This window comes from Paracoccus sp. (in: a-proteobacteria) (assembly GCF_047605025.1).
GTDB lineage: Bacteria > Pseudomonadota > Alphaproteobacteria > Rhodobacterales > Rhodobacteraceae > Paracoccus.
Window position 1 is genome coordinate 24,321 of sequence record NZ_JASGGO010000025.1, and the last position, 22,455, is coordinate 46,775.

Sequence of the window (22,455 nt, forward strand, 5' to 3'; positions counted from 1 at the left end):
ACGGTGCCGATGCATGCGGGCGCCAGGCCAGAACCCGCCCCGCCCGAGAAGCCACTTCCGGCGGCGGCGCCCCCCGAACCACCACCCGAGCCACCCGCGCCCAGACTCCCGGATTTCCGCATTGGTGGCATGCCGCCAAAGCGGCCCGCCAGCAAGGTCACGCTGGCCCCCCATCCGGGGCACGCGCTGCATGACCAGCCGGTGCGGATGGATCACAAGACCCATCGCCGGATGAGCCAGGGCAAGCTGATGCCCGAGGCGCGGCTGGACCTGCACGGAATGACGCTGAACATGGCGCAGCCCGCGCTGACGGGCTTTCTGCTGAACGCCCAGGCGCGGGGCCTGCGGCTGGTGCTGGTCATCACCGGCAAGGGCCGGGATGCGGGGCCGGATGCGCCGCTGCCCGTGCGCTCGGGCGCGCTGCGCCACAATGTGCCGCATTGGCTGCATATGCCGCCGCTGGCCGGACTGGTGCTGCAAATCCGCCCGGCCCATCGCCGGCATGGCGGCGATGGCGCCTATTACGTCTATCTGCGCAGATGAAAAGGCGGCCCCTCAGCCGGGCCGCCTGCTACCCTATGCGCCCGAACCGTAATTCGCCTTCGGCCCGGCCAGCCACCAGATGATCAACCCGACCACCGGCAATACCGCCACAAGCAGCACCCAGATGATCTTGGTCGAGGTCGCCACATTGGTGTTGATGATCGAGGCGATCGCCCAGACATCCAGGGCGAAGATGATGGCGCTGATGATATATCCCATGGGAATCCCTTGAAGTTGCTGCCGGCTCAACGATGCCAGCAGCGGCAGGTTCCGTCAAAGGACATAACGCGACAGGTCGGTCGAACGCGCAAGATCGCCCAGATGCGTCTCGACGAAAGCCTCGTCCACGGTGACGCTTTCGCCCGAACGGTCGGGAGCGGTAAAGGACAACTCCTCGAACACCCGCTCGACCACGGTATAAAGCCGCCGCGCGCCGATATTCTCGACCGAGCCGTTCACCTCGGCGGCGATGCGCGCCAGGGCGCGGATGCCGGTTTCGGTAAAGGCGACGGTAACGCCCTCGGTCGCCATCAGCGCGGTATATTGGCGCGTCAGGGCGTTGTCGGTCTCGGTCAGGATGCGTATGAAGTCCTCCTCGGTCAGCGCGCGCAACTCGACGCGGATCGGCAGGCGGCCCTGCAACTCCGGCAGCAGATCCGAAGGCTTCGCGATATGGAACGCCCCCGAGGCGATGAAAAGGATATGATCGGTCTTGACCGGACCGTATTTGGTCGAAACGGTCGTGCCCTCGATCAGGGGCAGCAGATCGCGCTGAACGCCCTCGCGCGAGACATCGCCTCCCCGCGCGTCGCTGCGCGCGCAGACCTTGTCGATCTCGTCGATGAAGACGATGCCGTTCTCCTGCACGCTCTCCAGCGCGGCGGACTTCACGCTGTCGTCGTCCAGAAGCTTGTCGGCCTCTTCGGCGATCAGAAGCTCATAGCTTTCGGCGACGGTGACCTTGCGCCGCACCCGGCGGCCCCCGAACGCCTTCATCAGGCCCGACAGATCCATCATCCCGCCCATGGCACCGGGCTGGCCGGGCACATCCATCATCCCCAGCGGATTCGAGTTGTCCTGCAATTCCAGTTCGATGACGGTAGCGTCCAATTCACCACGCTTCAGCTTGTCGCGAAACATCTGCTGGGTCTGCTCGCGCGCGCCGTCCCCGGCCAGAGCGGCGACGACGCGATCCTCGGCGGCCTTGTGGGCGCGGGCCTTGACCTCGTCGCGCATGCGCTCGCGGGTCTCGACGATGGCGGCATCAGTCAGGTCGCGGATGATCTGCTCGACATCACGACCGACATAGCCGACCTCGGTGAACTTGGTCGCCTCGACCTTCAGGAAGGGCGCGCGGGCCAGCTTGGCCAGGCGGCGGCTGATCTCGGTCTTGCCGACGCCGGTGGGGCCGATCATCAGAATGTTCTTGGGATAGACCTCGTCGCGCAGATCGTCGCCCAGTTGCCGACGCCGCCAACGGTTGCGCAGCGCCACGGCGACGGCACGCTTGGCATCTTTCTGCCCGATGATGAAGCGGTCCAGCTCGGACACGATCTCGCGCGGGGTCAGGTCACTCATGTTCTGCCTTTCTGTCGCGGGCATGCTCGGCCCGTCTTACTTGTCCAAATATCCTGGGGGGAACGTCCTGCCGACCCCATCGAGGGGTCGTCAGGACGTGGGGGGCAAAGCCCCCCGCTCAGCCCAGAACCTCGACCGTCAGATTGCCATTGGTATAGACGCAGATATCGGCGGCGATCGCCATGGCGGCGCGGGCCACGCCCTCGGCATCCAGGTCGCTCGCCATCAGGCCGCGTGCGGCGGCCAGCGCATAGTTCCCGCCCGAGCCGATGGCGGCCACGTCATGCTCGGGTTCCAGCACGTCGCCCGCGCCGGTCACCACGAAAATGTCGCGCCCATCGGTCACGATCAGCATGGCCTCCAGGTTGCGCAGATACTTGTCCATGCGCCAATCCTTGGCCAGATCGACGCAGGCCCGTGCCAATTGGCCCGGCGCGGCTTCCAGCTTCTTCTCCAGCCGTTCCAGCAGGGTGAAGGCATCGGCGGTCGAGCCGGCGAAGCCCACCACCACGTCATGCCCGCCGGGCTTCAGGCGCCGCACCTTGCGCGCCGTGCCCTTCATCACCGTCGGACCGACGCTGACCTGACCGTCCCCGGCGACGACCACGCGGCCCGCCCGCCGCACGGCCAGGATGGTGGTGCCGTGCCAGCCGGGAAATTTCTCATCGGACATGGTTCTCTCCGCTTTCGTATGGCCCGTGAGATAGGCGCGCACCGGACCTTTCGCAAGCCGAGCCTTTCGCAAGCTCGGCCCTTTCGCAAACCGGCCTCTTTCTCCCCGGCGCGCCAGCGGCTAGCATGGCGCGGATGTTGGAAAATATCCTGCGCATCTATCTGGAAGGCAGCATGCTGGCGACGGCACGCGACGGCACGTTCAATTTCATGAACCTGCTGAAAGCGGCGGTCGAGGGCCGGGGCTGGCGCGTCCTGTGGTGCGAGACCGGCCCCGAGGCCCGCGCCCAGGCCCCCCTCCTGCCCGGCCATGCCCTGTTCCACATGGAGCCGCCGACCCATGACCGCGCACTGACCTTTCGCCGCGCCTATCACTATCCGTTCTGGCAGATCGTGCCGGTCGCGCAACGCTGGCGCTTCGAGGTGGCCCGCGCGCGCTTCGATCCCGCCCGCATCGACCCCGACCAGGCCCAAGCCTTCGCCGACCGGCTGCGCCGGCGCGTCCTGCCCGGCACAGCCCCCCGCCATGGCGATCATGTCCTGGTTCCGCTGCAAGGCCATATCCGCCGCTGCCGCAGCTTCCAGACCATGAGCCCGGTCGAGATGCTGCGCACCGTGGCCGCGACCGGCCGGCCCTGCACCGCCACGCTTCACCCGAACGAACATTACGACAAGGCCGACCTCGACACGCTGCGAAGGATCGCCCAGGATCACCCGAACCTGACCATCGGCGGCCAGACGGCGCAGCTTCTGCGCGATTGCGCCTTCGTCGCGACCCAGAACAGCGCGGTGGCCTTTGACGGCTATCTGCTGGGCAAGCCCGCCGTGCTTTTCGGTCAGATAGATTTTCACCATATCGGGCTGAACGTCGCCGATCTTGGCGCGCCCAAGGCGCTGGCGCTGGCCCCCGCGCATCGGCCCGATTTCGACCGCTACCTGTGGTGGTTCCTGCAAGAACGGGCGATCAACGCGACCTCGCCCCAGGCGGGCGACAAGATCCTTGCCGCCATGAGAAAGGGCGGCTGGCCGATCTGACCGCCGCCCCGACGCGAAAATCCGCAGGATCAGATCGAGTCGTCGATCCAGGCTTTCAACGCCGCCTTGGGCGCGGCACCGATCTTGTTCGAGACGACCTGCCCGTCCTTGAACAGGAACAGGGCCGGAATCCCGCGCACGCCCAGGGCGGCGGGGCTTTCGGGGTTTTCGTCCACATTGACCTTCACGATCTTGACCTTGTCGCCATATTCGGCGGCCAGCTCCTCAAGGGCGGGACCGATCTGGCGGCAGGGGCCACACCATTCGGCCCAGAAATCGACGACTACAGGGGTCTCGGACTGACGCACTTCGCTGTCGAATTCGGCGTCGGAAACGGCTTGGGTGGCCATGGGAATCTCCTCATTGCGCCGGAAGAACCCGGCAGGGCGCGCATGTCCCAGAGCTAGGCACCCGACAGGGCCGGGTCAAGGCCCGCCATGATCTGATCCAGAAGCGGGCCAGGCAGAGGCATCAGGCTGCGGGCGGCGGTCCACAGCACCGCCGCCCGCACCTCGCGTCCCGGCCAAAGCTGCGAAAGCGCCGCGCGATAGGCCGCCATCTGGCGCAGGATGCCCAGGGGCGTGTCCTCGGGGCGGCCGGGCAGGTCGCGGTTCGACTTGTAATCGACGGCCAGGATGCGCTCGGGCGTGACCACCAGCCGGTCGATCTTGCCGTAAAGCATTCCCAGGCCCGGCAGGGGCGCCGACAGCGCCAGTTCCCGGAAAAGCTCGGCCCCCGGCGGCAGGTCGAAGACCTCGGCCAGGGCCGGCGCGGTCAGGACGGCGCGGGCCTCGTCCAGCAGCGCGGCCAAAGCCTCGGGCTCGGGCAGGCCGCCTTCGGCATCGGCCAGCACATCGCGGGCGATGCCAGGCCAGGCGCCGGGATCGCGGCCCGGCAGATGCTCCATCAGAAGGTGCAGCCGCGTCCCGAACAGCATGGCCGAGACGGCATCGTCCCCGTCCACATCCGTCCGATCCACATCCGCCCCGGTCATGACCTTGGCCCCGCCCAGGGCGGTGGCCGCGACGGGACGGCGCTTGGGCGGCATCGGCGGCGGCGGGGCGCGCATCCAATCCGGCTCGGCGACCACCTCGGCAGACATATGGATCTGTTCCGGCGCGCTTTCCGGCCAATCCCCAAAACTCAGCCGCCGGATCTCTCCGCCCAACGGAAAGGGCAGCCGGGTCAGCGTCAGGTCCGAGCGGCCAAAGCCCGCCTCGACCAGCCCATGCCAGCTTTCCTCATCCGTCTCGCCCGCTGCGGCGACGATCAGCCAGCTTTCGGCGCGGGTCAGGCCGACGTAAAGCAGGCGCTTGCGCTCCTCAAGCTGGCGGCGGGTCTGCTCTTCTGCCAGGGCCTCGGTGGATTGGGTCCGCTCACCCTTGCGGCCGCGCCAGATCGCGGTGCCATCGGCCGCGCGCAGAATCTGCCCTTCGCGCGGGGGACGGCGCTTGGCGGTGTCGGGCATGATCACGATAGGGCTTTCCAGACCTTTCGAGCCATGCACCGTCATCACCCGGATCAACCCCTCGCCCTGCGCGCTCGATCCGCCCAGTTGCCGCCGCACCTCAACATCGTCGCCGCTGAGCCAGACCAGAAAGCCGGTCAGCGAAGGGGTCTCGCCGGATTCATAGGCCAGAGCCTGGGACAGAAGCTCGTCCATGCCGTCCTGCGCCTCGGGGCCAAGGCGGGCCAGCAGCCGCTCGCGCCCGCCATGCCGGATCAGCAGCCGCTGGATCAGGTCATAGGGCCGCATGAAGCCGGTCTGCCCCATCAGGTCGGCCAACGTCTCGACGGCGGCGCGATGGGTGCTGTCGCGCAGCCGCCGCCACAGATATTCCCCGCGCTTGCGCCCCGCAGCCAGCCGGTAAAGCTGCTCCTCGCTTATCCCGAACAGGGGCGAGCGCAGGCATGCGGCCAGCGACAGATCGTCCTCGGGCGTAGCCAGGACCGAAAGGACCGCGCGAATATCCTTGACCGCCATTTCCCCCGCCAGCTTCAGCCGGTCTGCCCCGGCGACGGGCAGGTTCGCGGATTTCAGCGCCGCGATCACCTCGGCGAACAGTTCGGACCGGCGCTGCACCAGGATCAGCACGTCGCCCGCCCGGATGCGCCGGACCTGGCCGGTCTTGGCGTCGAAGATCGGCTGACCCAGCATCCGGGAAATCTGGCGGGCGATGGCGCGGGCAAGCTGCGTCACCTCGGAATTCTCGGCGGGCTGATCAACGGGATCGGTCCAGTCGCCCGGCTCGGGCCGTTCAGGCTTGGGGATCGCGGGCCACAGGTCCACCCGGCCCGGCATCTCGCGGCGAAAGGCGCGGTGCTGGGGCGGATCGCCCAGGCCCTGCGCGGCCTGCCCCGCGAAGACCTGATCCACCAGCCCCAGGATCGCGGTGGAACTTCGGAACGAATGCCGCAGCTCCAGCACCTGCATCGGGTTGCGCGCCACCTGGAAGGCAGCGGCAAAACCGGCGCGGCGGGCCTCGAACACGGCGATATCGGCGCCCTGGAAGGAATAGATCGACTGTTTCGGATCGCCCACCACGAACAGGCTGCGCCCCCCCTCGCGCGTGCCCTGGCCCGAGGTGAACTCATCCGTCAGCCGCTCGATCACCTGCCATTGCGCGGGGCTGGTGTCCTGCGCCTCGTCCACCAGGATATGGTCGATGCCGCCATCCAGCCGGAACAGCACCCATTGCGCCATGCTGCTTTCCGACAGAAGCCGGGCGGTGCGGTCGATCAGGTCGTCGAAATCCAGATGCCCCAGCCCCGCCTTCCGCGCGCGGTAGCGGTTCAGGAATTCATGCGCGAAACGATGCAGGGACAGGCTGCGCATGGCCTGGGAAAGGGCGATGCGGCGCGGGCGGGCGGCGGCCACGCGTTCCATCAGGATCGCCAGATCGTCGATCAGGTCCACGCAAGAGCCGCCGCGCAGGGCCTTGGTCGGAAAGCTGTCATATTTGGGCGCGAAAGGTTCCTTGGCGCTGGCCCCGGTCAGCAGGACGCCCTCCAGGATCCCCAGTTCCGCAAGGCCGGGCCGCTGCCAGTCGCCCGCCGAAAGCTTCGCCCCGGCCTTCTGATCGTTGCTGCCGCCCTTGGCCAGATGCGGGATCAGCGCCGCGATCACGCGGCAGCCGTCGGCGAAGCATTCGGCCAGAAGCGCCGCCATGTCCTCATCCCCCCGCAAGCCGCAGGTCCGCCACAGCAGAACCGGATCGGGCGGCGCCTCGAAGCCGCGCAGGCCGGCCAGGAAACCGTCCAGGTTCTCGCCCGAATGCAGGGCCAGCAGGTCGGCAAGGACCGGGTGATCCTCGCGCGCCATTTCCTCGATCAGGTCGGCGCGGATCAGCGCGGCGCTGCGGTCGTCAAGCTCGGTGAAGCCATGCGGCACGCCCGCCTCGATCGGAAAGCGGCGCAGCACGCCCGCACAGAAGCTGTGGATGGTCTGGACCTTCAGCCCCCCCGGCGCCTCGATGGCGCGGGCGAAAAGGCGGCGGGCGGCGGGCAGGTCCGGCTCGCCCGCCTCGCCCAGCCGGGCCAGTTCGGCGCGCAGGTCCGGCTTTGGCAGCATCGCCCATTTGCCCAGCCGCGCCAGCAGACGGTTCTGCATCTCGGTCGCGGCGGCCTTGGTATAGGTCAGGCACAGGATCTTTTCCGGCGCCGTCCCCGCCAGCAGAAGCCGCGCCACGCGGTCGGTCAGCACCCGCGTCTTGCCCGAGCCGGCATTCGCCGTCAGCCAGGTCGAGCGGCGCGGGTCCGCCGCCCGCACCTGCGCCAGCGTGGCCTCGTCGAACTCAATCACCATCGCGGAACCTTTCGGGACGGGCATCCTGGGTCGCGTCCCATTCGCCATGACGCGAGAGATGGTCATAAACCCCGGCATGGTCGCTGCGCTCCATGGCGAGCCGCGCGGTAAAGCCGCGCTCGCCGCGCAGATAATGGCCGATCAGGGTGACGAAGCCGCGCCAGGTCTCATCCGCGAAGCCGGGCGGGAAATCGCGCGTCTCGGTCCGCCCCTCGCCGCCAAGCTGGATATAGCTGATGCCCTGAACCTCGGTCCGGCCCAGACGGTCGAAGGCGCCCATCTGGACCATCGCCGCCTCAAGCGGAAGCTGCTTGTCGAAATGCGCGATCTGCTTGTCGGTGGGGGGCTTGCCGGATTTATAATCATAGACATGAACCCGGCCATCGCCCAGCAGATCCAGCCGGTCGGGCCGCGCGGTCAGCCGGAAATCCAGGCCCTGGACGGCTTGCGCGCCACGATCCTCGATCACCACCGGGCGGCCCCGCGCCAGTCGCGCGGCCTCATCCGCCATCAGCCGGTCGGCCACGCCCGCGATGCGCGCGCGCCAGAACAGCCGCGCCGAGGGCCAGGGCACATCCCGCGCCAGAACCTGATCGGTGATGGCCAGAAGGCGCGATTTCATCAGTTCGGGGCTTTCCGGCAGATCGGGCAGGCCACGCAGGAAACGGTCCATGATCGCGTGCAGCACATTGCCGCGCTCGGCCGCGTCGGGTTCGGGACGCAGGGGGTCCAGCGCCGAAAGGCCCAGCACGCGGCGGGCATAGACGGCATAGGGGTCGCGGATCAGCGTCCGAACCTCGGTCACCGACATCTCGGCCAGCGCGGGCGCGGGCGGGATGGGCGAGGGGCGCGGCGCCGGGGCCAGCTTGTGGCGCGGCCGGGCTTGCAGATCTGCCAGCCGCAGCCAGTCCCTGCCCCGCGCCCGCATCTGGGCCAGCGCCTGCGGCCCGTCCTGCGCGGGCAATCCGCCCAAAAGGTTCACCAGCCGGTTCAACCAGCGCGAGGGGATCGTCTCGGCCTCGGCATCGCGATGGGCGCGGGTCAGGATCACCCGGCCCGCCCCCACGGCCTGCTGGAAGTCATGCGCCGACAGGCCCACCCGCCGCTCGGGCAGGGTCAGCCCCGCCGCCAGCCGCATCGGGCGCGACAGCCAGGGATCGGGCGGCAGCGCCTGCGGCCAGCCGCCCTCGTTCAGGCCCGACAGGATCACCAGGCCCGCCGCCTGGCCCACGGCTTCGGTCCGGGCCTCGCGCGGGCCGCGAAAGCGCACCAGCGGATGGGCGGCCACGTCCTGGCGCACCGCCTGAGCCTGCAATTCGCCATGAAGCAGGTCGCTGAATTCGCCGGGGCGCAGGTCATGGCCCAGATGGGCATGGGCCGCCAGATGGTCCAGCACCGAACGCGCAAGGCCGCCCGACGCCTTGGCCCATAGCTCCGAGGCATCCGCGTCGCCCCCCGGCCCTGCGGCCAGGGCCTCGGCCAGGCTGCGCAGATCGGCCAGGCGCGCGGCCATGGGACGGGGGCCGCGATCCAGGGCCAAAGGCGCGATCCGGTCCAGCAGATCCGCCAGCCACAAGGCCCAGGGCTTGCTTTCCCCATCCCCCCGGTCGGCGAAATCGCGCAGGGCGGCGCCGTCGGGAAAGGCGGGGCCATGCTTGCGCAGCCGCAGTTCCAGGTCGCGGCCGTGGCGGTTGTGCTGGCGGCGGTATTCCGGCCCCAGGCCCGTCGCCGTCACCGGATGCTTCAGCAACACCAGCAGCGCGTCGATCATCAGATCGGCGCCGAATAGATCGGCGACATGGCGCAGGAACAGGCCCGGCGCGGTCAGGGGCAGGGGCTGGCCCGCCGAATCGTCGGGAATGATGCCCCAAAGGTCCAGCGCCGACTGCACGCGGCGGGTCAGCATCCGGTCGGCCGCGATCAGCGTGACCGGCTCGGCCCGCTCGACCGAGGCGCGGATGATCAGGGCGACGGCGGCGGCCTCCTGTCCGGGCTGTTCGGCCTCGATCAGGGTCAGGTTTTCCGTCGCGGGGATCAGCGGGCCAAGCGCGGGGCCTTCGGTGATCCATTGATCGGTGACCGGCGCCGGGCGCAGCGCCAATGAGATCAGGCGGTTGCGCAGCGGATCGGGGGCGGTGTCGGCGATCCAGGGCGCGGGCGGGCCGAATTCGGCCCGGAAGGGCGCATAGCGCGCCTGCGGATGATCCTCGGCCCGCGCGTCCAGCCCCTCCCACACCGCTTGCGGCATGTCGGGATCAAAGCCCGGAAGGACCACCGCGCCCATGGGCAGGCGCGCCACCGCCCGCATGAAATCCCGCGTCGCCCCGTGCGAGCCGGTCGAGCCCGCGACCACCACCGGGCCGTCGGGCAGGCTCTCGCCCCGCGCCCAGGCGGCGGCAAGGCTTTCGGCGGCGGCACGCTGGCGGGATTCGCGGTCCTGCGGCGGATCGGACAGGTAATAGCCCGCCGCGATGCGCAGAAAGGCCAGCGCCCGGCCCCAATGCTGGGCGTGATCGCTGGCGTCGATCCGCTCAAGCGCGGCGGCGTCCAGCCCCTCAAGCTGCATCTCGGCCATCAGCCCGGCCAGCGAGGCGGCAAGTTCCGGCACCGATTGCCCCTGCGCCAGGTCCGGCTGGGCGCGCAGCGCCGCGTCGATCAGCCGGCCCAGTTCCAGCCGCCGCGCCAGGGGCGCGGTCGCGGCCCCCCCCCCCAGGTCCGAGATCAGCCGCAGGCGCGGCAGGATGATCGGCCCGCGCCAGATCAGCGCATCGCGCAAGCCCATCAGCGACTGCCCGGAATTGGCATAGACCGTCACCCGCGCCATATCCTGCGGCGGGCGCGCGCGCATCCGCGCGATCAGCCCATCCGCGAAGGCGCCAGAGAAATCCGCACCGCAGGGCAGGGCGAAGATGCCGTTCGTCCAGTCAGCCACCAAGCAGCGCCTCGGCCAGGGGAATGCAGTCGGGCCGGCCCACATCGCACCATTCGCCCGAATGGATCAGGCCATGGGCGGTGCCCCTGGCGATCAGCAGATCCCAAAGCCTGTTCAGGGAAAAGACCTGCTCGGGGATGCGGTCCAGCAGATCGGGGCGGATGATCTGGACGCCGCCATAGACCAGATCCCCCTGCCTGATCAGGCGGTTGCCCGCATCCAGCCGGAAATCCCCGCCGCCCTGCCGGCCATGAGTGCGCGCGACCGGGACCAGCATCAGCAGCGCCTCCATATCCTCGCGCCAGGCATCCAGAAGGGCGGCGACCGGATTGGGGCCGGTCCAGATCACATCGGGATTCATTGTGATCACAGGGCCGGCGCCCAGAAGGGGCAGAGCCTTGCGCAACCCGCCTCCGGTTTCCAGCAGCAGGTCGGATTCATCGGAAATCGCCGCCCCGTCACCGATGTGATCACGAATTTTCCCGCCCAGATGGTGGATGTTCACCACCACCCGCCCGACCCCGGCCGCACGGCCCAGGTCCAGCGCCCGATCCAGCAGCGCGCGGCCCGCCACGGCGATCAAGGGCTTCGGTGTCACATCGGTCAGCGGCGCCATACGGGTGCCCTTGCCGGCCGCGAAGATCATCAGAGGCAGACTCATCCGGCGATCCTTGCGATCACCTCGGGCGTGGGGGCGGGAATGCCCGCCAGCGCCTGGACCAAAGGCTTCAGCCCCGGATGCGCCAGGTCGCGCTGCAAGGCGGCCCAGACGCGGGGCATGAATTCCAGATAGCGCGGCTTGCCCTCGTGCTGCGCCAGACGGGTGAATATGCCCAGGATCCGCAGGTTGCGCTGCGCGCCCAGCAGTGCATAGGCGGCGCGGAAACGCACCGGGTCCAGCCCCGTCGCCGCCAGATAGCGGGCGATCTGCGCCTTTTCGATCGCAGGATCCACATCCCGCCGCGCGTCTTGCAGCCCCGAGACCAGATCATAGGCCGGATGCACCGCCACCGCGTCCTGGAAATCGAGCAGGCCCAGGGGGGCATCGCCGCGCCAGATCAGGTTCTCGGCATGGAAATCGCGCAGGCCCGGCACGGCGGCGGTCTCGGCGCAGAATTCGGCGTGCAGCGCCTGGATCACGGGCGCCACATCCGCGCCCCGGCCAACGGCACCCACGGCGGGCGGGTAATGCTCGGCGAACAGGGCCACCTGGCGGGCCAGCTCCGGCCCGTCCAGGCGCAGCACGAAATCGGGCGGGGCGTGGCGGTGCAGATCCACCAGAAGGTCGGTCATCCGGTCATAGATCGCGGAGGCAAGCGCGGGCCGCGCCGCAAGCACGCGGGCGACCAGATCGTCGCCGAGATCCTCCAACAGCAAAAGCCCCTCATGCTGGTCGGCGGCCAGGATCCGGGGGGCGTGGAAATCGCGGCGGCGCAGCCATTGCGTCATCGCCACATAGCCATCGGTCGTGCCGGGGGCGGCATCCATCAGCACCGCGCTGCGGTCGGCGTCCAGCAGCCGGAAATAGCGCCGGGACGAGGCATCCCCCGCCAGAGGCGAAAGCCGCGCCCCCGCCCAGCCCGCGCGATGGATCAGCCGGACCATGGCAGGCAGACGCATGACCCAGCCCCAGCGCGCATCGCTGCCCGAAAGCGTGATCCGCCGCAGGTCGGGATCGGCCAACGGCTCAAGCGCCAGGATCAGGGGATCGGGCAGGGGACCGCCATGATCGGGCCATTCGATCAGGGTCAGGCTGTCCTTCATGGCGTCGTCAAGACCAAGCTCGACCAGTTCCTGGGGATGGGTCAGGCGGTAAAGGTCGGCATGCCAGATCTCGGTCCCCATCGGGTCGGCATAGGTCTGGACCAGGGTGAAGGTCGGGCTGGGCACATCCTCGGCCAAGGCGCCCTGCCGCGCCTGGATAAAGGCGCGGGCGAAATGGGTCTTGCCCGCGCCGACCGGACCTTGCAGGGCGATGATGTCGCCCGGCTTCGACAGCGCCGCCATGACCCGTGCAAGGCAGGCGGTCAGGTCGGCATCGGCATGGTCAAGCGTGGCAAGCAGGGTCATGGGCGCAACCTAAGCGCGTCGCGATCACAAGCCAAGCACATCGGCCATGTCATATTCGCCCGGTCCCTTGTCCTGGCCCCAAAGCGCGGCCCGCAGCGCGCCGCGCGCGAAAATCGCCCGATCCGTGGCCAGATGGCGCAGGACCACGCGCTCTCCGGCGGTGGCGAAGATCACGTCATGCTCGCCCACCACATCGCCGCCGCGGATCGCGGCAAAGCCGATGCTGCCCCTTTGGCGGGCGCCGGTGATGCCCTCGCGCGCGGGGGTGCGCAGTTCCTCAAGCGGCTGGCCGCGCCCCTCGGCGGCGGCCTCGCCCAGCATCAGGGCGGTCCCCGAAGGCGCATCGACCTTGCGGTTGTGATGCGCCTCGACCACCTCGATGTCCCAATCCTCGCCCAGGGCGGCGGCGACCTTGCGGGTCAGACCCAGCAGCAGGTTCACGCCCAAACTCATGTTCCCGGCGCGGATGATGGGCGCGTGGCGGGCGGCGGGCTTCAGGGCGGCAAGCTGATCCGCCGTGAAGCCAGTGGTGCCGATCACATGCACGGCGCGGGCCTGGGCGGTCAGTTCGGCAAAGCCCAGCGTCGCCTCGGGCGTGGTGAAGTCGATGACCGCCTGCGCCCGCGCGATCGCCTCGACCGCGTCGTCGGTGGCGATCACGCCCGCCGGCGCGCCGCCCATCGCCTGGCCCACATCCTGGCCGATCCAGCCGCTGCCCGGACGCACCACGGCGCCGACCAGCCGCGCCTGATCCGAATCAAGCACCGTGCGCAGCAGCATGCGCCCCATGCGCCCCGAGGCCCCCGTGATGACGATTCCCGGCTTGTCCATGCCTGTTCCCCCGTTTCAGGCCGTTCTATCCCGTTGCGGCGCGCGCCGCGACCCCCTACATCTGCGGCCATGGCACAGAACCGCTTTCATTCCGGCAATGGTCCCTCGCAACGTCAGTTGCGCGTGGGCGAATTGATCCGCCGCACACTTTCCGATGTCCTTCTGCGCGGGGATGTCCACGACCCCGAACTGAACCGGCATTCCATCACCGTGGGCGAGGTGCGGACATCGCCCGACCTGAAGGTGGCGACCGCTTTCGTGCTGCCTTTGGGCGGGCAGGGCGCCGAAGAGGCGCTGGCCGCGCTGCGCCGCAACTCCGCAGAGCTGCGCCATCTGGTCTCGAAGGCGATGACGCTGAAATACGCGCCGCAACTGCGCTTCGTCCTGGACGAAACCTTCGACCGCATGGACGACACCCGCCGCCTTCTATCCGAAGAGCGCGTGCGCCGCGACGTGGAAGGCGACGACGAAGACGATGAGGATTGACCTGAAGCGCCGGCTGGGCCTGGCCCTTGGCGCGCTGGTCGCGACGGCCCTGCCCGCTCTGGCTGGGATCTGCGAGAAGCGCGATTTCGACGGGCAGGGCTATGTGGTCTGCACCCTTTCGGCCGCGCAGGAGCCGGGCCTGAAACTGTGGCTGAACGGGCCCGACGGGCAGGTCCTGGGCGATTTCACAAGGGTCCGCCGCAATCTGGATGCCGATGAGACGCTGGGATTCGCGATGAACGCCGGCATGTATCACCCGGATTACCGGCCGGTGGGGCTTTACGTCTCGGAAGGGATCAAGGCCCATGATCTGGTCACGGCGGGCGGTGGCGGCAATTTCGGGATGCTGCCAAACGGTGTTTTCTGCGCGGGCGGGGATCACCCCTATCGGGTCGTCGAAAGCCGCGCCTTCGCGGCGTCCCAGCCGCAATGCCGCATCGCCACGCAATCGGGGCCGATGCTGGTCATCGACGGCGCGCTGCATCCGCGCTTCCTGGTAGATAGCGACAGCCGCTACATCCGCAACGGCGTCGGCGTATCGCCGGATGGAAAGACCGCCTGGTTCGCGATCTCGGACCGGGCGGTGACGTTCCACGAATTCGGGCGGCTGTTTCGCGACGGGCTGGGCGCGCGGAATGCGCTTTACTTTGACGGCTCGATCTCGCGCCTGTATGCGCCTGCGCTGAACCGCGCCGATTTCGGGCGCCGGCTTGGGCCGATCATCGGATATACGGAACGGAAGTAATGGCACGCAAGAAGGGACGCGAAATCCACGGCTGGCTGATCGTGGACAAGCCCGCGGGTATTGGCTCGACCGATGTGGTGGGCCGCGTCCGCTGGGCGCTGGACGCAAAGAAGGCGGGCCATGCGGGCACGCTGGACCCGGATGCGACCGGAGTTCTGGCGATTGCCCTGGGCGAGGCGACCAAGACCGTGCCGCTTCTGACCGAGGCATTGAAAGCCTATGATTTCACGGTGAACTGGGGGGCCGAGACCGGGACCGACGACGCTTCGGGAACGGTGCTGGAAACCCGCGAGACCCGCCCCGACGCCGATGCCGTCCGCGCCGCGCTGGCGGACTTCACCGGAGAGATCATGCAGGTTCCCCCGGCCGTCTCGGCGGTCAAGGTCGATGGCGCGCGGGCCTATGACCTAGCGCGCGAGGGCGAGACGGTGGAACTGGCCGCCCGGCCCCTTTGGGTCGAATCGCTGGAACTTCTGGGCACCACCCGCGACACGGCGGATCTGCGCATGGTCTGCGGCAAGGGCGGCTATGTGCGCAGCATCGCCCGCGACCTGGGGCGGGTCTTGGGCTGCCTGGGCCATGTCGCGCAACTGCGCCGGATCTGGTCCGGCCCCTTCGAGGCGCAGGACGGCATCGCCTTCGACCGCATCGACCGCGCCAACCAGGCCGAGATCGAGGCCGCGCTGCTGCCGATCCAATCCGCGCTGAGCGACCTGCCCGAGATGCAGGCGACCGAGATGGGCGCCACCCGCATCCTGAACGGCAATCCGGGCCAGGTTCTGGGCCATGCCGAATTCGGCACCGAGGTCTGGGTCAGCCGCCAGGGCCGCGCGCTGTGCATCGGCCGCTATCTGGGCGGCGAGGTGCAGCCCAGCCGCGTGTTCAACCTGTAGAATTTCAAGGGGCGTTCGCTTGCCTCGCATAGGGTCGCGATGCGTCCTCGGGCAGGACAGCCGGGGCGCTATTCAGCGATGCCGATCCATGGAAGCTGGTTCGGCAGGCGGTGAAGCGCGCCCCGAAGGCGCCATGGCGGATGGGTCAGCCAAGCTGATAGGTCGCCGGCACATAGCGATACGACCCGGCGCTGTTCGGCGCGATGAAGCCCACCGCCGGATAGGGCATGTGATAGCCGACAAAGGGGATCGCCTCGTTGGCGAGCCGCACCAGCACCGCCTTGCGCGCCGCGATGCCCTGCTCTTTGTCCATGTCGAAGCGGACCTGCCATTCCGGGCGCTGCACCGAATAGACGTAATGGGTGAAGCTGTCCCCGCTGATCAGCAGCCGCTGCCCCTCGCTCTCCAGCAGATAGGTGGTGTGGCCGGCGGTATGGCCATGCGCGGCCTCGGCGGTGATGCCCGGCGCGATCTCGTCTCCATCCCCGATCTGGCGGGCTTTCCCGATCAGGGGCTTGACCTTGGCGTCATAGGCGTCGCTGGGATTGGCGGCCCAATAGTCGTTTTCGGCCTTGGGCACGATCAGTTCGGCATTGGGAAAGGTGGGCGTCTCGCCCTGCATCAGCCCGCCGACATGGTCGCCATGCATATGGGTCAGGACGACATGCGTGACCTGATCGGGCAAGACCCCGGCCTGGGCCAGCGAGGCCACGGTCTGGGCCGGCACCATGCCCGCGTCGAACAGGATCACCGCATCGCCCGCCCTGACCAGCGTGGGCGTCATCGAACTGCCCGCCTTGTCCGAGGGGATGAAGTTCTGCGCGCTGATCTTTTCGAAATCGGCCTTCTCGGCGTTCAGACCGAAGGTGCCGAAGGGATCCTCGCGCATGCCCGATCCGGCCAGCAGCGTCGCGACCTGAAACCGGCCCAGAGTGAAGGAATGCGCCCGACCCAAGGGCGCGGCCTGGGGCGCGGCATCCTGGGCCATGGCGGGAACGGCCAGTATCATGGGCAGCGAGCCTCCGATCATCATCGCGTTGCGGCGGGTGATTTGCGTCTTCATCCTGATTTCCCCTCTTTTGCTCATTTGGGAAACCGGGACAAGGGTTCAGGGGTTCCGCTCTTTCGGGACGCGCGGGAATACATTTCCCGTCAGAAGGGAACCGGGGCGTGAAAGCTTTGCATCACCCCGCTTTCGGGATGCTTGAAGCGCAGGCTTTCGGCATGCAGCATCAAGCGCGGGAAATCCGCGGCCGCGCCCGTCGCATAAAGCGGATCGCCCAGGATCGGATGACCCAGTTCCATCATATGGACGCGAAGCTGGTGGCTGCGCCCGGTCAACGGCGTCAGGCGAACGCGGGTTTCCTGATCGTCCTGGCGCATGATGCGCCAGTCGGTTCGCGCCGGACGGCCCTGATCGTGGTCCACCCTTTGGCGCGGGCGGTTCGGCCAATCGACGTTCAGCGGCAGGTCGACGGTGCCGGCTTTCGGCTGCAACCGGCCCCAGAGGCGGGCGATATAGGTCTTCTTGGTCCGGCGCTCCTCGAACTGCTTCGAGAGGTGGCGCTGCGCATGCGGCGTCAGGCCGAAGACCATGACACCCGAGGTATCCAGATCCAGACGATGCACCAGCAGCACGGTCGGAAAGGCGCCGCGCAGCCGCTCGATCAGGCAGTCGGCGCGGTCCTCGCCCCGGCCGGGGACCGACAGCAGCCCGGCCGGCTTGTCGACCACCAGCACCTCGTGGTCGGCGTGGATCACCCGGGGCTGTTCGTCGGTGGGGCGATAGGCAAAGCTCATTTCCAGACCAGTCGCGCCGCCAGGCCGGCGAACATGACCGAGGCGAGGCGGTTCAGGGTGCCAAGCCGCCTGCCGATCATCTGCCCGGCATAGCCGGCCAGGATGCCATAGCCCATCGTCACCACGCTCACCGAGCCGACCGCGATCAGCCCCAGCGCCAGGATCTGCTGCCAGATCGGGCCGTATTCCGCCCGGGTGAACTGCGGCAGGAACGCCAGCAGGAACAGGATCGGTTTGGGATTCAACAGGTTGCTCAGCGCCCCGCGCCGGATGATGCTCCACCGGCTGCGCGGCGCGGCGGCCCTCGGATCGTCCCCGGCCGAATGCCAGCTTTTCCATGCCAGATACAGCAGATAGCCGGCGCCCAGATATTTCACCACCGCCAGCGCCCCGGGCAAGGCGGCCAGCAGCGCGCCCAGACCGGCCGTCGTCATCGCGACATGGCAGAAAAGGCCAAGCCCGACCCCCAACCCGGCCAGCGCGCCCGCGCGCGGCCCGTTCTGGATGCCACAGGCGCTGGCGAAGAACACATCCTGCCCCGGCACAAAGCTCAGCACGACCACCCCGGCCAGAAAGGTCAGCAGTTGTTGGACAGGAAAATTCGCCAAAGTGTCCCAGATCATCGCGCACCCCTTTTTTCGCATATTCGGCACGGGGGCGGCGAGGTCAACTCTCGGCAGGGTCCTGCGGCAGGCCGTCGGCAATGTCGTAATAGTCGCCCTTGTCGGCGGTGAAGATATGGCCCAGCAAGCGCAGCCCGGTCGGGCTGTCGATGGCGCCGGCCGCCACCTCGATGATGTCAGATCCGTCGCGCTGCCAGAACAGCGACGATCCGCAGAACCCGCGACGCGCGAAATCCGAGGCGCGATACCATTTCGGCTGACCCTGGATTTCCAGCGATCTGGGCAGGATCGCCGCCCAGACATGGCCCGACCAGCGCCGGCACTGGCTGCAATGGCAGGCTTTCAGGTCGTGGCTGTCGTCATAGGTGCCGCGAAAGCGGATCTTGCCGCAAAGGCAATTGCCGGTGAACTCAGTCGCGTCCGAAGCATTCATCCAGGATCTCCTGCAACCCGTCCGCGTCTTCCTGGGTGAAAGCGTCTGGCTGGTCGCTGTCGATGTCAAGGACACCGATCAGCCGACCGCCGGCGCCGATGATCGGGATCACCAATTCCGAGCGGGTGCTGCCGGCGCAGGCGATATGACCGGGGAAAGCGTCCACGTCGGGAACGAGCTGGGTCTGGCGCAGGCGCGCCGCAGCCCCGCAGACGCCGCGTGAAAACGGGATCACCAGGCAGCCATGGCCACCTTGATAGGGACCGATCTTCAGCACCTCGGGGGCGGTGACGCGGTAAAAGCCGGTCCAATCGAAACGAGCATCGGCATGGTGGATCTCGCATGCCAGCGTGGCCATCAGCGCGATCTCGTCGGTCTCGCCATGGGTCAGGCTACGGATCGTCCGGGCAAGCTGGGCATAGTCGATTTTCATGGCGAATCCTTGATGATCGCGGGCAGGTCGTGATGCAGGCCCCGTGGCTGCCAGCCCAAAGCCTCAAACCGGGCGGACATCGAAGGCTTCCATGGCATTCAGGGCGGCGGCATTCAAGGCGGGCCGGGGCCTGCCCGTATAAGGTTCACCGACGCGGGCGGGCAGATCGTCGGTCAGGACATTGCCCCTGGCATGGCCGTCATGGACCGCGCGGCACGATGGAAACAGCCACCGGAAAATACCCTTGCCACGGGGGGCCAGGCCGTCAAGGCTGTTCACTTGTGCCCTCCCTTGCTTGTCCTGCCCATGCCTTCTTCGCGCTTCTCGACCTTATGCGATCCATTCCCGAGTTTTCGCCACTTGGGAATCCCCGATCCGCGCGCACCACCTTCCAGCTTCACAAGCGCCCCCGCGCCAAGGTTATCGGCTTCAGGCCCGGCAACGGGCCGTTCTTGCTGGCCTCAGGTAGCGATGGACGCGCCAGCCTGTGAAAGACGCCGGGCCGTGGACTCTCCGCCGAAGCCGTCGCCGCAAAATATTGCGACACCACGGTCTTCTTCTTGCTGTTGCGCGAATGGCCTTGCGCGCGCAATCTGTCGGGAAGACAATGCGCGGATGACGGTTCCGTCTTCCCGGAATTTTTCGCGGCGGCGGAATTGCGCGCGCGGGGCTGTCCTTACCCGGTTTTCCATGGCGCCGTGCCCCCGAGGTCATTGCAAGCCGCACCGAGGATCATTATGGATTTTCCATGATCTCGCAGAAAACGAAATATGCCATCAAGGCCCTGATGGCATTGGCCGATGAGGTGGCCGCAGGCGGCAGCGCACTGACGATCGAGGAGATCGCCAGCCGCTCGGGTGCGCCGAAGCGTTTCCTGGAACACATCATGCTGGAACTGCGCAATGCGGGCTATGTCGGCTCGCGCAGGGGGCGTTCGGGCGGCTATATCATGATCAAGCTGCCGAAGGAGATATCGATAGGAGAGCTGCTGCGCCAGGTCGACGGGCCGATCGCGCCGCTGCCCTGTCTGTCGCGGCGATCCTATCAGCCCTGCGAGGATTGCACCGACGAGGCTACCTGCCGCTTGCGCAAGATGTTCGGGCAGGTGTTCTGGTCCTATCTTCTGCTGATCGAAAGCCTGACCCTGGCCGATCTGCTTGAGGAAGGCGGTCTGCCCGAAGTCGGGGCGGCCTGAAGTCGGGTTGGGCTGAAAATCGGGTTGGGCTGAAACCAGAACCTGGCCCGGAACCCCAGGATATTTGGGAAAACGGAAGGCCGATACCTTGGGTTTTCCTTGACCCGCGCAGGCTGGCGCGGCACTTCTGCGGCCATGGATCTTCATCGCGGCGTCCCCCGTGGGGCGCGGCCAAGCTATGAGTCACCGATGCCCGAAACGCCCGAGACCCCGACCGCTCCCCGCCATGTGCCCCTGGCCGGCGTGCTGGGCTGGCCGATCGCGCATTCCCGCTCTCCCAAGCTGCATGGGCATTGGCTGGCGCGCTATGGCATCGCGGGGCATTACATCCCGATCCCGGTCGCGCCCGAGCATCTGGCCGAGGTGCTGCGCAGCCTGCCGCATATGGGTTTCGTCGGTGTGAACGTGACCATTCCGCACAAGGAAAGCGTGCTGGCCCTGGCGGATGTCGTGACCGATCGCGCCGCCCTGATCGGGGCCGCGAACACACTGATCTTTCGGCCCGACGGCAAGATCCATGCCGACAATACCGACGGCTACGGCTTCATCGCCAATATCCGCCAGCATGCGCCGTCCTGGACGGCCGAACGCGGGCCGGCGGCGCTGATCGGCGCCGGGGGCGCGGCACGGGCCGTCGTCGCCTCGCTTCTGGAAAGCGGGGCACCGGAATTGCGCATCGCGAACCGCACCCGCATCCGGGCCGAGCAGATCCGTTCGGAGTTCGGCGCGAAGGTCGTGGTCTATGACTGGGCGCAGGCCGGGAACATGCTGGAGGGGGCGACCACGGTGGTCAACGCGACCTCGATGGGGATGGATGGCAAGCCCGCGCTGCGGGTGCCGCTGGATGCCCTGGCGCCGGGAACCCTGGTCACGGATCTGGTCTATACACCCCTGATGACACCTTTCCTGGTCGAGGCGCGGACGCGGGGCTGCGAGGTGGTGGACGGGCTTGGGATGCTGCTGCACCAGGCCGCGCCCGGCTTCGAACGCTGGTTCGGCCAGCGCCCGCAGGTGGACGAGGCCCTGCGCGCCGCCGCCTTGGCATGAGCTTTCTGCTGGGCCTGACCGGCGGGATCGGCATGGGCAAATCCACGGCCGCGGGGATGTTTCGCCAGATGGGGCATCCGGTCTGGGACGCGGATGCGGCTGTCCATGCGCTTTACGCGCTGGGGGGGGCCGCCGTCGGGCCGGTGGGGGCGGCGTTTCCCGAAGCCGTGCGAGATGGCGCGGTGGATCGAGGAGCGTTGAAGTCGGCTCTGGCCGCCGAGCCCGATGGGTTCGCGCGGCTTGAAAAGATCGTGCATCCCCTGGTCGCCGCCGACCGGGCGGCTTTCGTCGCGGCCCATGCCGGGGCTCCGATGGTGGTGCTGGATATTCCCCTGCTGTTCGAAGGCGGGTTGCAGGCCGGGATGGACGGCGTGGCGGTCGTCTCGGTCCCGGCGGAAGTGCAAAGGGCGCGCGTCCTGGCGCGGCCCGGCATGAACGAGGCGGGCTTGCGGATGATCCTGGCGCGGCAGATGCCGGATGCCGAGAAGCGGCGGCTGGCGGATTGGGTCATCCCCACCGACAGCATGGAGGGCGCGCGGGCGGCGATCATGGACATTTGCGCGCGGATCATGGCAAGACAGGCCCATGCGCGAGATCGTTCTTGATACCGAGACCACGGGCTTCGACCCCGAGACAGGCGACCGGATCGTCGAAATCGGCGCGGTCGAGCTGATGAACCACCTGCCCACCGGGCGGACCTTTCACGTCTATATCAACCCCGAACGGACGATGCCCCAGGAAGCCTTCGAGGTGCATGGGTTGGGCGACGATTTCCTGAGGGACAAGCCGAAATTCGCGGAAGTGGCAAAGGACTTCCTGGGTTTCGCCGGCGAGGATGCCAGGCTGGTGATCCATAACGCCCAGTTCGACATGAAATTCCTGAACTGGGAGCTGAAAACGGCGGGCCATCCGGTGATACCCTATGCCCGCGCGGTGGATACGCTGGAAATTGCGCGCAGCCAGTTTCCGGGGGCGCAGAACTCGCTTGACGCGCTTTGCCGGCGGTTCCGCATCGACAACTCGAACCGGACGCTGCACGGGGCGCTGCTGGACAGCGAATTGCTGGCCGAGGTCTATCTGGCGCTGCGGGGCGGGCGGCAGCCGGGGCTGGTGCTGGAAGCGATACGAAGCGGCACCGGGGCGGGCGGCAGCGCGGGCGGGGACGCGCCGCGCGGGCCAAGGCCGCGCCCCCTGGCCCCGCGCCTGACCAAGGCCGAGGCGGCGGCGCATGCGGATTTCGTCGCGAAGCTGGGGGAAAAGGCCGTGTGGCTGCGCTACGGCGCGGGGGAAAACCCGTAGCCTTCGGGGAACCGATGCTGGCCCTGGGCGATCAT

The 22,455-nt window shown here is 68.0% G+C and carries 24 protein-coding genes; 9 read left to right on the plus strand and 15 right to left on the minus strand.

Translation table 11 applies throughout. The annotated features are described in order from the left end of the window. Nucleotides 1–129: 129 nt before the first annotated feature. Nucleotides 130–543, plus strand: coding sequence for a Smr/MutS family protein (locus tag QM682_RS14070; RefSeq protein ID WP_415130808.1), 414 nt, complete (start codon nt 130–132; stop codon nt 541–543). Nucleotides 544–576: 33 nt separating this feature from the next. Here QM682_RS14070 and QM682_RS14075 read toward each other — a convergent pair whose 3' ends face one another. The 3 genes from QM682_RS14075 to hslV form a co-directional block, all read right to left on the minus strand. Beyond that, a complete protein-coding gene (locus QM682_RS14075; RefSeq protein WP_415130810.1) occupies nt 577–762 on the minus strand; it encodes a PLDc N-terminal domain-containing protein in 186 nt (61 codons plus the stop codon). A 54-nt stretch (nt 763–816) separates the two neighbouring features. Continuing rightward, entirely contained in the window at nt 817–2,121 is a 1,305-nt protein-coding gene (hslU, locus tag QM682_RS14080) for an ATP-dependent protease ATPase subunit HslU (protein ID WP_415130811.1), read from the minus strand. A 118-nt stretch (nt 2,122–2,239) separates the two neighbouring features. Continuing rightward, on the minus strand, nt 2,240–2,794 hold the full coding sequence (gene hslV / locus QM682_RS14085) for an ATP-dependent protease subunit HslV (protein WP_415130813.1): 555 nt from the start codon (nt 2,792–2,794) through the stop codon (nt 2,240–2,242). Between the two features lie 134 nt (nt 2,795–2,928). Between hslV and QM682_RS14090 the strand changes: the two genes are divergently transcribed. Continuing rightward, complete coding sequence (locus QM682_RS14090) at nt 2,929–3,828, plus strand: hypothetical protein (protein ID WP_415130815.1); 900 nt, start codon at nt 2,929–2,931, stop codon at nt 3,826–3,828. 29 nt (nt 3,829–3,857) lie between these two features. Here QM682_RS14090 and trxA read toward each other — a convergent pair whose 3' ends face one another. From trxA to dapB, 6 genes are read right to left on the minus strand one after another with little or no spacing between them, the layout of a single operon-like run. Then, the gene (gene trxA, locus QM682_RS14095; protein WP_415130816.1) at nt 3,858–4,178 is read right to left on the minus strand and encodes a thioredoxin; all 321 of its coding nucleotides are present in this window, start codon (nt 4,176–4,178) and stop codon (nt 3,858–3,860) included. 53 nt (nt 4,179–4,231) lie between these two features. After that, a complete protein-coding gene (addA, locus tag QM682_RS14100; protein WP_415130817.1) occupies nt 4,232–7,633 on the minus strand; it encodes a double-strand break repair helicase AddA in 3,402 nt (1,133 codons plus the stop codon). After that, nucleotides 7,623–10,565 carry a double-strand break repair protein AddB gene (gene addB, locus QM682_RS14105; protein ID WP_415130819.1) on the minus strand — a complete coding sequence of 981 codons (2,943 nt, stop codon included), beginning with the start codon at nt 10,563–10,565 and terminating at the stop codon, nt 7,623–7,625. Before addB ends, addA begins: the two co-directional genes overlap by 11 nt. After that, on the minus strand, nt 10,558–11,226 hold the full coding sequence (locus QM682_RS14110) for a nucleotidyltransferase family protein (protein ID WP_415130821.1): 669 nt from the start codon (nt 11,224–11,226) through the stop codon (nt 10,558–10,560). The genes addB and QM682_RS14110 overlap by 8 nt, the downstream gene beginning before the upstream one ends. Then, nucleotides 11,223–12,635: a tRNA (adenosine(37)-N6)-threonylcarbamoyltransferase complex ATPase subunit type 1 TsaE gene (gene tsaE / locus QM682_RS14115; protein WP_415130823.1), complete on the minus strand. Its 1,413-nt coding sequence runs from the start codon at nt 12,633–12,635 to the stop codon at nt 11,223–11,225. The genes QM682_RS14110 and tsaE overlap by 4 nt, the downstream gene beginning before the upstream one ends. A 24-nt stretch (nt 12,636–12,659) precedes the next feature. Beyond that, nucleotides 12,660–13,466: a 4-hydroxy-tetrahydrodipicolinate reductase gene (dapB, locus tag QM682_RS14120; RefSeq protein ID WP_415130825.1), complete on the minus strand. Its 807-nt coding sequence runs from the start codon at nt 13,464–13,466 to the stop codon at nt 12,660–12,662. A gap of 69 nt (nt 13,467–13,535) precedes the next feature. Between dapB and rbfA the strand changes: the two genes are divergently transcribed. The 3 genes from rbfA to truB are packed head-to-tail and all read left to right on the plus strand — an operon-like array spanning nt 13,536 to nt 15,590. Beyond that, on the plus strand, nt 13,536–13,952 hold the full coding sequence (gene rbfA, locus QM682_RS14125; RefSeq protein WP_415130827.1) for a 30S ribosome-binding factor RbfA: 417 nt from the start codon (nt 13,536–13,538) through the stop codon (nt 13,950–13,952). After that, nucleotides 13,942–14,697, plus strand: a complete 756-nt coding sequence (locus tag QM682_RS14130) for a phosphodiester glycosidase family protein (protein ID WP_415130829.1) — start codon at nt 13,942–13,944, stop codon at nt 14,695–14,697. The genes rbfA and QM682_RS14130 overlap by 11 nt, the downstream gene beginning before the upstream one ends. Beyond that, the gene (gene truB, locus QM682_RS14135; protein WP_415130831.1) at nt 14,697–15,590 is read left to right on the plus strand and encodes a tRNA pseudouridine(55) synthase TruB; all 894 of its coding nucleotides are present in this window, start codon (nt 14,697–14,699) and stop codon (nt 15,588–15,590) included. Before QM682_RS14130 ends, truB begins: the two co-directional genes overlap by 1 nt. Nucleotides 15,591–15,735: 145 nt before the next feature. On the opposite strand, the gene QM682_RS14140 is transcribed toward truB, so the two are convergent. The 6 genes from QM682_RS14140 to QM682_RS14165 form a co-directional block, all read right to left on the minus strand. Next, on the minus strand, nt 15,736–16,653 hold the full coding sequence (locus QM682_RS14140; RefSeq protein WP_415130833.1) for an MBL fold metallo-hydrolase: 918 nt from the start codon (nt 16,651–16,653) through the stop codon (nt 15,736–15,738). A gap of 89 nt (nt 16,654–16,742) precedes the next feature. Beyond that, nucleotides 16,743–17,390 carry an RluA family pseudouridine synthase gene (locus QM682_RS14145; protein ID WP_415130835.1) on the minus strand — a complete coding sequence of 216 codons (648 nt, stop codon included), beginning with the start codon at nt 17,388–17,390 and terminating at the stop codon, nt 16,743–16,745. Further along, nucleotides 17,387–18,013, minus strand: coding sequence for a LysE family translocator (locus tag QM682_RS14150; protein WP_415130837.1), 627 nt, complete (start codon nt 18,011–18,013; stop codon nt 17,387–17,389). The genes QM682_RS14145 and QM682_RS14150 overlap by 4 nt, the downstream gene beginning before the upstream one ends. A gap of 43 nt (nt 18,014–18,056) precedes the next feature. Further along, on the minus strand, nt 18,057–18,446 hold the full coding sequence (locus QM682_RS14155) for a GFA family protein (RefSeq protein ID WP_415130839.1): 390 nt from the start codon (nt 18,444–18,446) through the stop codon (nt 18,057–18,059). Beyond that, the gene (locus QM682_RS14160) at nt 18,424–18,879 is read right to left on the minus strand and encodes a GAF domain-containing protein (RefSeq protein ID WP_415130841.1); all 456 of its coding nucleotides are present in this window, start codon (nt 18,877–18,879) and stop codon (nt 18,424–18,426) included. Before QM682_RS14160 ends, QM682_RS14155 begins: the two co-directional genes overlap by 23 nt. 63 nt (nt 18,880–18,942) lie before the next feature. After that, nucleotides 18,943–19,158 (minus strand): hypothetical protein, encoded by a 216-nt coding sequence (locus QM682_RS14165; protein ID WP_415130843.1) that lies wholly within the window; start codon nt 19,156–19,158, stop codon nt 18,943–18,945. A 469-nt stretch (nt 19,159–19,627) separates the two neighbouring features. Between QM682_RS14165 and QM682_RS14170 the strand changes: the two genes are divergently transcribed. From QM682_RS14170 to dnaQ, 4 genes are all read left to right on the plus strand, one after another. Then, nucleotides 19,628–20,074: an RrF2 family transcriptional regulator gene (locus QM682_RS14170; protein ID WP_415130845.1), complete on the plus strand. Its 447-nt coding sequence runs from the start codon at nt 19,628–19,630 to the stop codon at nt 20,072–20,074. Nucleotides 20,075–20,263: 189 nt separating this feature from the next. After that, on the plus strand, nt 20,264–21,121 hold the full coding sequence (locus tag QM682_RS14175) for a shikimate dehydrogenase (protein ID WP_415130847.1): 858 nt from the start codon (nt 20,264–20,266) through the stop codon (nt 21,119–21,121). Then, a complete protein-coding gene (gene coaE, locus QM682_RS14180) occupies nt 21,118–21,726 on the plus strand; it encodes a dephospho-CoA kinase (RefSeq protein WP_415130849.1) in 609 nt (202 codons plus the stop codon). Before QM682_RS14175 ends, coaE begins: the two co-directional genes overlap by 4 nt. Continuing rightward, nucleotides 21,707–22,420 (plus strand): DNA polymerase III subunit epsilon, encoded by a 714-nt coding sequence (gene dnaQ, locus QM682_RS14185; RefSeq protein ID WP_415130851.1) that lies wholly within the window; start codon nt 21,707–21,709, stop codon nt 22,418–22,420. Before coaE ends, dnaQ begins: the two co-directional genes overlap by 20 nt. Nucleotides 22,421–22,455: the final 35 nt, after the last annotated feature.